9 protein-coding genes are annotated in these 11,863 nt (G+C 47.8%); 2 read left to right on the plus strand and 7 right to left on the minus strand.

Annotated elements, in window-relative coordinates; all coding sequences use genetic code 11:
- Positions 1-296 precede the first annotated feature (296 nt).
- Both BBI11_RS11750 and BBI11_RS11755 read right to left on the minus strand, forming a co-directional pair.
- The gene (locus tag BBI11_RS11750; protein ID WP_208597141.1) at positions 297-2,252 is read right to left on the minus strand and encodes a putative bifunctional diguanylate cyclase/phosphodiesterase; all 1,956 of its coding nucleotides are present in this window, start codon (positions 2,250-2,252) and stop codon (positions 297-299) included.
- Positions 2,253-2,703: 451 nt separating this feature from the next.
- On the minus strand, positions 2,704-3,039 hold the full coding sequence (locus tag BBI11_RS11755; protein WP_068463550.1) for a hypothetical protein: 336 nt from the start codon (positions 3,037-3,039) through the stop codon (positions 2,704-2,706).
- 132 nt (positions 3,040-3,171) lie between these two features.
- Between BBI11_RS11755 and BBI11_RS11760 the strand changes: the two genes are divergently transcribed.
- Positions 3,172-4,572 carry an LA2681 family HEPN domain-containing protein gene (locus BBI11_RS11760; protein WP_068463552.1) on the plus strand — a complete coding sequence of 467 codons (1,401 nt, stop codon included), beginning with the start codon at positions 3,172-3,174 and terminating at the stop codon, positions 4,570-4,572.
- A gap of 112 nt (positions 4,573-4,684) precedes the next feature.
- On the opposite strand, the gene BBI11_RS11765 is transcribed toward BBI11_RS11760, so the two are convergent.
- The 5 genes from BBI11_RS11765 to BBI11_RS11785 all read right to left on the minus strand — a co-directional run bounded on the left by BBI11_RS11765 (position 4,685) and on the right by BBI11_RS11785 (position 11,242).
- Positions 4,685-6,772 carry a GAF domain-containing sensor histidine kinase gene (locus tag BBI11_RS11765; protein WP_068463554.1) on the minus strand — a complete coding sequence of 696 codons (2,088 nt, stop codon included), beginning with the start codon at positions 6,770-6,772 and terminating at the stop codon, positions 4,685-4,687.
- A 211-nt stretch (positions 6,773-6,983) separates the two neighbouring features.
- Complete coding sequence (locus BBI11_RS11770) at positions 6,984-7,265, minus strand: hypothetical protein (protein WP_068463555.1); 282 nt, start codon at positions 7,263-7,265, stop codon at positions 6,984-6,986.
- Between the two features lie 67 nt (positions 7,266-7,332).
- Positions 7,333-7,950 (minus strand): flavodoxin family protein, encoded by a 618-nt coding sequence (locus BBI11_RS11775; protein WP_068463558.1) that lies wholly within the window; start codon positions 7,948-7,950, stop codon positions 7,333-7,335.
- Between the two features lie 63 nt (positions 7,951-8,013).
- Complete coding sequence (locus BBI11_RS11780) at positions 8,014-9,204, minus strand: MalY/PatB family protein (protein WP_068463560.1); 1,191 nt, start codon at positions 9,202-9,204, stop codon at positions 8,014-8,016.
- An 82-nt stretch (positions 9,205-9,286) separates the two neighbouring features.
- Complete coding sequence (locus tag BBI11_RS11785) at positions 9,287-11,242, minus strand: LTA synthase family protein (protein WP_237150351.1); 1,956 nt, start codon at positions 11,240-11,242, stop codon at positions 9,287-9,289.
- A gap of 190 nt (positions 11,243-11,432) precedes the next feature.
- Here BBI11_RS11785 and BBI11_RS11790 point away from each other — a divergent pair, with 190 nt between their 5' ends.
- The gene (locus BBI11_RS11790) at positions 11,433-11,834 is read left to right on the plus strand and encodes a DUF2512 family protein (RefSeq protein ID WP_068463565.1); all 402 of its coding nucleotides are present in this window, start codon (positions 11,433-11,435) and stop codon (positions 11,832-11,834) included.
- Positions 11,835-11,863 lie beyond the last annotated feature (29 nt).

Raw genomic sequence — 11,863 nt, forward strand, 5'->3', positions numbered from 1 at the left:
TTGTCCCGGGAAGCGATTCCCCCGCTAGCCGGCAACTGACTACTGACGCAGGCCCATCGAAACAAACTTCATGCAACGAAATCTCCCAGCCGCCCGGCGTAAAAGGGTGAGCCGATGCCGTAAGACAAGTGCTCTTCTTGGCTTACGGCAAGAGGCCAACCCAAAGCACGGCGGCGACTAGCCAGGTGATACTCAAACAGAACGCTGAAACGATTCCCCAAGCAAACCCTCACTATCTCCGCTCACTCTTCATTCCACACAAAAAAAGGCCCAGCTGAACGCTGCGCCTTTTAAACTCAATATAAAATCGGTGCATGAAACAATCCATCCGGCTGCTCCAAATACTTATCCCACACCCTCACAGCTTTATCCGCAGGAAGCGGCCGGCTGAAATAATACCCTTGCCCGATAATTTCGTATTGCTTCATCAAATTCACTTGCTCGAGCGTTTCAAGCCCCTCCACCACCACATCTGCCCCGAGATTCTTTCCGAGTTCGATGATCGTCGCCAAGATGGCCATGCTACGGTCGCTTCCAAGCACCTCATCGACTAGTGATTTATCGATTTTCAAAGTGTCGATTTGGATATTCTTCACTGCATTGAGCGACGAATAGCCGGTCCCGAAATCATCAATTGCCAGCTTGACGCCGATGTCCTGTAATTCCTCCACCAAGCCCGCTGCCGTATCAAGGTCGATCATGACACTTTCCGTAATTTCGATTTCCACGCATCCGGCAGGTACGTCGGTAGCGATTAAAATGCTCGACACTTTTTCAGCAAACTTCGGGTCGAGGAACTGTTTAGCGGACACATTGACCGACACGTGGACATCCGGCCGACCTTCTTTTCTCCATGCTTTCAATTGCTGGCACGCTTCACGCAGCACCCATTCTCCGATTGAGTGGATGGCCCCGCATTCTTCCGCAACCGGAATGAATTCAGAAGGCGGCACAGCGCCCAGCGTAGAATTCCAGCGCAGCAATGCCTCAAAGCCGATAACCCGACCGCTCACCAACTCAATTTGAGGCTGATAATGAACCGAAAATTCACCATTCACCAATGCCTGTTGCAGCGCAGAGGTTATTTCCTGCTTCCGGATCGAGCTGTCCAGCAGTTCTGGCGAAAAGAATCGATAGCTTTCTTTGCCGGCACTTTTCGCCATAAACAGCGCGAGATCCGCCTGCTTAATCAAATTCTCCTCATTTAACTCCCGGACTTCTTGGCAACTGATACCAAGACTGACCCCTGAAGATACCGAGCGCTCGCCGATATGTACCGGCTCCTCAGCGACTAGTAAAATATTTTGGCAAAGCTGTTCGAGGTTAGCCTTTTTCGCATTTGCCACCGCAAAGATAAATTCATCCCCACTGAGCCTTGCGAGCGTGATAGATTCCGGCAACACGGTTTTCAAGCGCTCGACAATTTTCTTCAGGAACTGGTCACCGCCATCTTGGCCGATCAATTCATTGATTGATTTAAAATCATCAAAATCGAGAAGCACAACGCCGATCGTCTCCAAGTTTCCATCTGCTGAATCCAACACTTCTCGCAAATGGGCAAAAAACCAATGGCGGTTCGGAACGCCCGTCAATTGATCGGTGTACGCTAATGTCCGGAATCGGTTTTCGCTGGCTTTCACTTGCTGCAACAAACCCGTCTCTGTTTCGAGTGCATGCAGGTCAACCAAAGCCAAATTCGCAGCAAATACGAGCAGCAAACTAACAATCAACGCCACAAAAACAGCTGTACTAATAACCCATAAACCATCCCCTACTACTGGCGGAAGAGCCATATTAGAATAGAATGTATTCGTTGATGTGTAGTGAAGCAGAGTTAACACTGCTCCCATGATAGCCGCATTTATGAGTCGCTGTCTTTCCGTTACTTGCTTAGCATTGGACTGCTGGACAAAACGGAAACCAAAATAAGTAACTCCGAGCACCATGATGGCTGACAATAGGTAATAGCTTGCTGAAATGGCTGAAAAACGGACAGACAAAATACCCGATAAGCCCAAAAAATGAACGGCCTTCACAAGAAATGCCGAGAGGATTATGCGCTTCGTCATCTCGCTTCGGCTGCCGATGCCTTTTGGGATGATCTTTACGATATAAGCTGCTAAGAGACAAGCAGTAACTAGCCCGAGAGCGAGTAGTTCAAAGCGCGGTGTGAAGCGATACTCCGCTGCAAAAGTCAAGATACCTATCACTTGCATGCCAAAAAATCCGCTGCCTAAAGCTAGGATTGCCAACACTTTCGAGCGCGAGTGGATGGCCTTTTTTCGTCTGCTTATGTACTCGATAAGGATCAATACAGTGTAGCTAGTTGCTATGGAAACGATACTTGATAAAAAGATTAAACTTATGTGGGGGAACATAGCCATGGCAAACCTCCTGACTTAGCGAACAAAAAACTATCGTTAAGCTAACTTTTTTGATGCTTATGGAATAAATCTCAATCAAAAAAGGACTTTATAACCCCTTATTTATTTCACAATGATTCTTAAAGCTCTTTTTTGTTGAATATATTAAGTATTATACCCTCAATGATACCCATTTCACATAGATCATAATACTCTGTAATATCCCATTAAATTACTAATAAAACAAAATACCATGTCTCTTCTCTTACTAAATACACTCGTTAGCGGTTGTACAGACATAAAAAAGCGCCGCCCTCGCAGCGTCGCTTTTTCGTATCCATCAGTTTTTCGGTTTTTCGCCGCTCCCTTTCTTTTTCAAGGTCACGGTCATCCCTGCTTCAGCTTTGCCCGCCACGATAAATTGCAGCAATCCGCCAGTTTCGACAGCCCCGACCACATTCAATTCAATCGTCTCGACTTCATAGTCTTTAAAACCTTTCAACAGCTCTTCCAGTTTATCCCGTGAGATCGGCGCGTGCTTGCTGTTCTCCTGATCCGAGGCTACCTTGAATTGTTTGCCTGTCATGCCGCTTTGGAGTTGAATCTCTTCCACACGATTTCCATCAATCACCGGCAACCAAATGAATGGATCGTTTGGCTTGTTTGGTTCATTCATGACCTCTCCTCCTTTCGGAATGTCTTCTATATTCCATATTTTCTGCCAATTTCCTGCCGGCGGGGTGACCAATGGACATTTTTCCCTTAGAATGGAGAGAGACACATTAAAACGCATCAAGGAGGAAATGGGATGGCAACTTTAAGCGATATCGCTTTATCGGATGATTTAGGGCAATTTGAGATAAAAGAAATTTACGGGGCAACCCATCAGCTTCTTCAGGAAATGCAACAAGCAAAAGCCGAAGCTTTCCCTGGCCGTATCAATTCAATGATCAATCATTTAAAAGAGCGCCTGCAAGGCAAAGCGGCCTATCCACTCGCCGTACTGCTTGAGACGAGCTACCTGTCGATCCAGCATCAGCTGAAAAAAGACTGGAATTCGGATTTGAAACAGCGGCAATTGTCTCTTTACGACAACACAATCGAAACCTACCGAGGGCGCATTCCATCGAATGTCTGGAATCAAGTATGCCTGAACTATGCAGAAACGCTCGTTCATACTGGGCGTTCGATCGACGCGCAAGCAGTGCTGAAAGAAATGGTCAAAGATGAAAACGATCCGTCCTATCAGCGCTTGAACGGGGAATTCGGCTGGACCTTGATTTTCTACTCGACTTTCCTTCCGGTCAAAGCCGAACGCCTCAGCGCACTCGAAAAAGCACTGGATTTATTCAAGACCGCTAAAAACGATATCAAAGACGAAAAAGGCCAAGCTCTATACGACGAACGCATCAAACTGGCCGGGAACATGATCGACCAGCTTGGCGAAGTCGATCCAGTGAAACTCTCCCAACTGCCGGAACCGACTGCAGAAGAGCAGCGTTACCTCGACTGGTGCGCAGAGCAGCAATTATTCCTCAACAGCGGCAATGACATCGAGCCGGATACAATGGCACAGCGCGATTTGCCGTTGCGCATTCAAAACAATGCCTTTCTCGGCAGCTTCCTAGACTCGCTGACGCATGAATTCGCGTCGATGCGCCGTTCACTTTACTTGGCAACAACTGGCGAAGATGTTGCAGACGACCATAAGCTCGATGGCGACAATACGCGTTACACGAAGCGCTATGAAGATTTGAAGCAAGTCTATCGCCAAGCTTACGGCTTATTCGATAAGATGGCGCTGTTGTTGAACCAGACAATGCAATTGGGCGTTGAAGAACCGCGCGTGAATTTCCAACGCATCTGGTTCGAGGAAGAAGACTTGAAAAAGCCGCTCAAGCCGTTTGTCCAAAACACGAAAAATGATGCATTGAAAGCTCTGTACTGGCTGTCGAAAGAAGTGTACGGCTATGAATTGGCCGATGAGCAAAGCATGTTCGTGAAAAAAGCCTTGCACATCCGCAACCGCATCGACAACAGCTATCTGCAAGTGGTCGAAAAAGCGGAGCCATTCGATAAAGAAAACGCCCGCGCCCAAAGCCACCATATTACCGAAGCAGAGCTTGAACGCATGACGCTCGCCATAAGCCAAAAAGCGCGCAATGGCATGATGTACCTGCAATTCGCCTTGGCAATCGGCAAGAAATAATAGAATAAAAAAAGGCGTGCAGCTATGGCTGCACGTCTTTTTTTATTCAGCGTTTGCTCTTAGTTATAGCAATGAATATTCTGTCGCATATTGTTGTTTCGCGCATATTTATCTACCCATCAAGAGAGGCACCTTCACCGCCAGGCCCCGATTCGATCGGAAACTTTGTGAAAAAGATAGTGCCCTCGGGTCCAGTTTCAATGCTGATTGTTGCGTTGTGGCGTGCAGCCACTGCATAACAAATGCCAAGGCCAAGGCCAGTGCCTTCGTCTTTTGTCGTATAGAATGGCGTGCCAATTTTCTCGATGATGTCGGAATCGATGCCACTGCCTTGATCTTGCACAGCCAGCACTACGTATTTTTCATTTTCCAAATAAGTACCGATGGTCAATGTCTGGCCGACAGTCATCGCTTCAAGCCCATTGCGGTACAAATTGATGATCAGTTGCCGGATTTCATTATGGTTCAACCATAGATCCGGCACTTCCTGCGTATAGATGCGGATGCGCTTGTTCTGATTGGACGTATCGACTTTAATCAAAGGGGAAATATCATCGAGAATCGTATTCAGGCTCATCATTTTCATATCGGAAGTCCGTGTATTGCCGACCGACAAAAATTCTGTGATAATGGCATTCGCCCGGTCCAACTCATCGATCATCAAATTAAGATGTGCCGCATGCGGCGCCAATTGCTTATCCGTCACCATCAATTGCAAAAATCCGCGCACGGTCGTCATCGGATTACGGACTTCGTGGCTGATGCCCGCCGCCATCTGTCCGATCAAGTCCAGATTCGACAGCCTTTTCAGTTCTCTTTCATACTTTTTCTGTTCTTTGATATTTTTCAAAATACAGCAAATACCGTCATCGAACGGATAAGCAGTAATGTCGTACCAATAATCGTCGACATCGGATTGGGCTTCAAAGCGAACCGTCACCCGCTCGTTCATGGCGCGGTGGAACTCAGTATACGTGAGCGTCCCTATAATGTCCGGATACATCTCCCAAATGTTCTTGCCGAGCATTTCCTCCGCTGTTCTTCCTCTCGCAAATGACACATGCTGGTTGATATAGCTATATTCCCAATCTTTATTGAGCACCAAAAAACCATCTGTGATACTTTCGATGACACTATTGACCCGCTTGTTCGCCGCATATAATGCACTCGTTCTTTCTTCGACGATGCCTTCCAGTTGATCCATATACAATACATTCGAAAACACCGGCGCAGTAGCATCGATAATGGATTTGGCGAATAAAAGCGGCAAATTGGCAGTCTGTTTCGCTGCAATTCCACCGCAGACCACAGAAATGACGCCGTGTACTTTCCCGATTGAAATCATGGGCAGCAAGAGCAATAGTCGATGATCTCCAAGGCCGTTATAAATCGTCTCTTTCTCAGAAACGGCGCGTTGAACCAATTTCTCGTAATCATCTGTCAATCCTAAATGATGGAGACGTTCATTCCAATCGGTTTGGGACAAGTCATCAGCTGCGTGAAACGCAATCGGTGTAACGCTTTTCGCACTTGGCGGGATGATGATATGTGCGGCAAAGTCCCCTTCGCCAAACGCTTGTTTCAAATAGGAAAAGCAGACGTTCAAACTTTCCCGTGTAGTGGAACAAAAAGACAGTTCACGGCTCAGATCGAGCAATGATTGCTTTTCCGCCAGTAACTTCTCTTTCTGATTGAGCGTTTTGGCATTTTGAATGGCAACTGCCGCCATGTTCACATACGCTTCTACGCTTTCAATTTCAGATTGTGTCAAATGCATCGGCGTGCCGTAATCGAACAAAAACACCATGCCGATAAAGTCCTGTTCAAAAGAAATCGGCAGCGCCAATAAGGAATTGATCCGGAAGGCCCCCACCGGCACCAAGTCCGGCCGGTCGTCTATCGAAGTGTCCGCTATATAAATGGTCTTTCGTTTCTCGATTAATTCTGCTGCCAAAGGATCTGTTTGTGGGTCGATAATTTGCGATTGCAGCGTTATTCCATCGATCATTTCGGGCTTTCCCGCAAACCCGCGGTAAGTTCCATCGCCTTCGGGCAAAAAGATCCCGACAGAATCGCACCGGACGATTTCCTCGGAAATCGCCGTTGTGACCTGCTGCAATACTTCATGCAAATCCAGCTTCGTATTAACAATGCGTGTTATATTCGCGAGTCTCGAATACCGCGATTGATCATCTACCATGAAACAACTCTCCATTCCCGCCAATTGACCTTCAATGCAAGTCTTCAAGCACTTAAATAAGATCTTTCCGAATCATTTTCTTTACTTGTCTACAATCTTACTATATCTACCTAGGATTAAGCCTGTTATTTGCCGATAAATATTCATCAAATGTTTTTTTCAAGCCACAAAAAAGCCAGGAATTCGGTTCCCTGGCTCTGTCCTGTTCCATTTAAGCGATCGACGCCGCTCGTTTTTCCTTGCTGCAGCGCCTGCAACGATACCAGCGCATCGCGGGCATTTCCGCCACTCGTTCCTGTCGCTCGAAATCATGAAATCCGAGGCGGCACCGCCAATTCTTTCCACGATTCACCAAAAGCTGCGTCAGGATCAATAACAGCAACCCGCCTCCCACAAAATAAAGCGCAAAATCTCTCAAAGGGGAAAATAATTCATCATCGGTCAATAGCAGCAAAACCCCTGCCAACATCACAAATCCTGAAAAAGTCTTCATCTGGCCCTCCTTCCCACTGCCGGTTCCAATGCAAAAACCCTTTCTCCAATAGAGAAAGGGCTTCGGTTTATAAAGTATTGCCTTCTGCCGGAATCGGCTGTTCTTTAAGTATTTTCGCTAAATGATGCGTATTATACGCTAAGCGCTGAATGGCTGCTTTAGAGAAATCGTTGCCATGGCCCGCTTCCAAATAAGATGGGCCAGGGCCTGCTTCACCGACCCAATACGCATCGACATTCGGCGGGATGACAAAGCCGATATGCGACAAGCCGTACAATAAGGAGGCAGCTGCGTGCTTCGCGCCGTCTTCGTTGCCGGTAATGACTGCACCGCCGACTTTATTATAGAAAATCGACTGGCCTTTATCATTGGTCACGCTGCTCGATCCGTACAAGCGTTCAATCGCTTGTGTCGCGAGCGAGCTTTTCTCGCCGAGCCAAAGCGGAGTTCCGATGACCAAGATATCAGCCTCTTTCACTTTCTCTAAGATTTCCGGCCATTCGTCACCGTCTTCCATGTCTTCTGCGACACCGTAAGCGACGTAATAATCTGCCAAGCGGACAATCTCGGACTCTACGCCGAGCGTTTCGTAATGTTTTTGAACGTCTTTTATGAAGCCTTCGGTGTTGGATTCTTCTTCTGAACTTTTGAGTGAACAATTAAGAAATAATGCTTTCAAAGCCATGCAGGCACGTCCTTTCGTTTTCCGTCTCCTTCTTGCTTTCCCTGAAACGGCACGAAAAAAACATTAATTCAAATCATCGAATTCACGTGCGATTCGCTCCATCGCTTCTTGGATGAGCGGGCGCGGGGACGGGATGCAGATGCGCTGGAATCCTGCGCCTTCTTCCCCGAACATCGTGCCGTCTTCTAAAATGACGTTCGCTTTGTTATAGATGCGTTCATGGATTTCCTTATCGTCAAGCCCGTATCCGCGGAAATCGAGCCACATAACGTACGTGCCTTCTGGAATGCGCACCTTCACTTTCGGCATGCGCTCCTCGAGGAAATTCTTCATCCATTCAAGCGTGCCGTCGAGATAGGCATTCACTTGCTCGAGCCAGTCATCGCCTTCTGTATAAGCCGCAATAAGGGCTGCGACGGTGAACGGCGTCGGCAATTGCATGCCAAGCTCTGCCGTGAACTTCTCGCGCAACGCTTCATTTTCAATGATGACATTAGTGCAATGAAGCCCGGCGACGTTAAAGGTTTTATTGATAGCCGTGCACGTAACGATGTGGTCGGTTTCTTCTGCTGCCAGCACCATCGGCGTAAAGGTTTCGCCGCTGCGCACCAAGTCGCCATGGATTTCATCGGTAATGATCGTCACATCATGGCGCTTGCAGATGGCTGCGAGCTGGTTCGACTCTTCCGGCGTGAACACGCGCCCCGTCGGATTATGCGGGTGGCAATGGATGAACAAATGGGTGTTTTCGTCTTTTGCGAGTTCTTCGAATTCCTCGAAATTGATCGAATAACGTCCCTCTTCGTCCTCGACCAGCGCGTTGTTTTTCACGACGCGGCCATTGCCCTCAACAGCGGAAGTGAAAGGCGGATAGACCGGCCGTTGGATGATCACGCCGTCGCCCGGCTCGGTAAATGCTTTCACGGCAATATTCAAAGCGTGCACCGTGCCGGGGCTAAAGACGATTTGCTCTTTCTTGATGGCCCAGTCATAGCGTTTATTGAAATAATGCTGGATGGCTTCAAAATACGCATCCGGCAAAATCGTATAACCAAAAATGCGGTGGTCGACCGTTTTATGCAAGGCGTCGACAATCGGCTGTGCGACCGGGAGATCCATATCCGCCGTAAATAGCGGAATCGTCTCCTCGTCGTAACGGTCCGTAATGCCGAATTGCTTGATCAACTCTGCCCCGTCCCATTTCAGCGAATAGGTTCCACGGCGTTCGACCGCTTCGTCAAAATTATAGTTCATGCAAAATACTCCCTTTCTCGAATGGATTCAACACCACTAGTGTACCGCTCCTATCGAGTGAGTTGGTGAATTTTGCTTGCCCTTAAGGTTCGAACTTCTCGAGCAAGTCGCCGCGCAGGACGTCATCCGAGATTTTCAATTCTTTTGAGCCTTCCTTGAACGGCTCGGCGCAAGCTTCGACATCCATTTCTTCGCCGGTCATGCGCCAGTAGCAGCTGCCGTTATCATAGATCCCGTCGGAAGCCGCGATGAAACTCAGTTCGTTCGTGATGAATGAACCGTCACGGAAAGTTGCACGCCCGCCTTCCGCTTTCCACATATTGCGCCCGATGAAATAATGTTCAGACGGGTCGCCGCCGAGTACATCTACTAAACTCGGGGCGAGATCGAGCTGGCTCGCCACTTGGGTGAAGGTTTTCGGCTCTGCCCCCGGAATATGGAGGATGAGCGGCACGTTTTTATTCGTCTCGAGATAAGCAAGCGGATCTTTCGCATCGGTGAACTCGACGAATTTTTTCGTATTCGCCGTCATCCCTGTACTATGGTCGCCAAAAATGACCAGCATCGTATCATCGAGCATCCCTTTTTGTTCGAGCCCGTCGATAAACTTCCCGATTGCCCGGTCGACGTAATGAATCGATTGCAAATAATTTTTGAAATGCCGGTCCTGATAGCCGTCATAGCCTTCAGTGTTGAGCAACTGCAAGTCTTCCGGCATCTCGAACGGATGATGGCTCGTCAAGGTAACGATTTGTGAATGGAAAGGCTGCTCAAACCCAGCCATTTCCTCAAGCGCCTGATCGAGCATCGCTTCGTCGTTGATGGACCAGCCAATCACTTCCGCTTCATCGAAATCCCCTTCCGAATAAAAGCGGTCGATTCCAAGCTGTGGATAAATGATATAGCGGTTCCAGAAACTTGGCTTATACGGATGGAATACATTCGTTCCATAACCTTGTTCTTTTAAAATTCCCGGCAGTGCATCGAATGTATTTTCCGCATAAAGCATATAAGCGGAACCTTCAGCGGTCGGATATAGGGACGTATTCAACAGAAACTCCGCATCCGAGGTCCGGCCGAGCGCCGTTTGTTCATAGAAGTTCTGGAAATAGAGGTTTTCTCGCGCTAAGCGGTTCAAGTTCGGCGTAATCTCCTCGCCGTTCACTTCGCGGTTCATGACAAAATTCTGCAAGGCTTCCACTTGCAGGACGATGACGTTCTTGCCTTCCGCCATGCCGGAATAAGGCCCCGGCACACGCTCTGCATTGCGTGCATCAAACCAATCCTGCGTCTCGGAAATTTCATCTTCGCTATACACTTTGCGGTTAATGAAATTGTCGTCGATATAACGCGTGATATTGGCACTGTGGAATCCGAGCAAACCGGTGAAATTATACACCCGCATATTCGAGATCAGTTTATTGAACTGCCACGCTCCGCCATCCTCCATCGACTTATTGAACGGCACTGTCGTCAATTGCCAGCCGAGCACAAGCACCAATAGCGCAGTTCCGACTTTCGCCCAGCGCGATGGCGTAGGGACAGCGGTTTTTTTGCGGCTGATGACTACCCACAAAATCGCCATTAACAATACATCTGCCAATAATAAGGCGTCGCTTAGGCGGAACAAGGCGAAAATGCTTTCCCCAACGTCCCCTACTTGGCGCATTTGCATCAATACCGTCACGGAGATGATGTCCTCAAAATAACGGAAGTATAAGGTATCCGCCAAAATGATGAAGCTCAATACCAGATTGGTGATGGCCATCCAAAACAAGCGCTTTCGGCCGTGCAACAGCAATAACCAACACGTCCCGAGCAGAATCGTCCCGATACTAATCAACAAGACCCCTTCGAAAATTCCTTCGCTGTCGCCACCGAACGGCCAAGCCGCCAATTTTCCAAGGAATGCGAAAGGCCCAAGCGTCGTAAACAGCGTATCGCTGACATTCGAGAAATAATAGACTTTCCCGAGCAATAATAAGACAAACAATGCGTAATCCCATTGGCCAAGCAGGAACTTTCCAGCCGTTTTCATTTTTTCCAATTCCAAAACGCCCTTTTCTCTTTTTCTCATAATATTACCATAATTAGGATTCACTGATCTCTTTATTTGAATATTTCTTTATTTTCAGCACTTCTCTTCTTTTGCCGGCAAAAAACGCATATCCTATTATGGAAACGGGTAAAGGTGTCTATAGTTCATTTCATTTAAAAGGAGGGATCCCGTGAAACATCTTATTGCACTTGCAATCAAATTCGTTATTATTACGCTTGTTTTGCTCGTTATCCTGACGTGGGCATTTGATGTCAGCTTCTTGAACACCTTGATGATCAGCTTGGCGCTAACGGCTCTGTCTTATGCAATCGGCGACTTGCTTGTCTTCTTGAATGCCGGAAAACCGGGCAATCAAGTGTCCCGCAATACGGTTGCGACTTTCACCGATTTCATTATGGCATTAGCCATCATTCTGGTGATTGGCTGGCTATTGACCGGCGAATTCGCTGCCATGGTCGCGCCGGCACTCGTCAGCGCATTGGTACTATCGGCAGGCGAATGGTTTTTCCATCAATACGTCGACCGCAGCGTTGTGCCTTGGTATAACGATTACACACCGGCTAAAAGATAAAGAAAAATGCTATCCCATGTATAGTGGGG

The organism is Planococcus maritimus, from assembly GCF_001687625.2.
Classification (GTDB): domain Bacteria; phylum Bacillota; class Bacilli; order Bacillales_A; family Planococcaceae; genus Planococcus; species Planococcus maritimus.

Excerpts from the sequence above, each read along its gene's own strand:
- BBI11_RS11755 (WP_068463550.1), bottom strand. The coding sequence starts at position 3,039 with ATGAATGAACCAAACAAGCCAAACGATCCATTCATTTGGTTGCCGGTG.
- BBI11_RS11775 (WP_068463558.1), bottom strand. The coding sequence starts at position 7,950 with ATGGCTTTGAAAGCATTATTTCTTAATTGTTCACTCAAAAGTTCAGAA.
- BBI11_RS11760 (WP_068463552.1), top strand. The coding sequence starts at position 3,172 with ATGGCAACTTTAAGCGATATCGCTTTATCGGATGATTTAGGGCAATTT.
- BBI11_RS11785 (WP_237150351.1), bottom strand. The coding sequence starts at position 11,242 with ATGAAAACGGCTGGAAAGTTCCTGCTTGGCCAATGGGATTACGCATTG.
- BBI11_RS11780 (WP_068463560.1), bottom strand. The coding sequence starts at position 9,204 with ATGAACTATAATTTTGACGAAGCGGTCGAACGCCGTGGAACCTATTCG.
- BBI11_RS11765 (WP_068463554.1), bottom strand. The coding sequence starts at position 6,772 with ATGGTAGATGATCAATCGCGGTATTCGAGACTCGCGAATATAACACGC.
- BBI11_RS11770 (WP_068463555.1), bottom strand. The coding sequence starts at position 7,265 with ATGAAGACTTTTTCAGGATTTGTGATGTTGGCAGGGGTTTTGCTGCTA.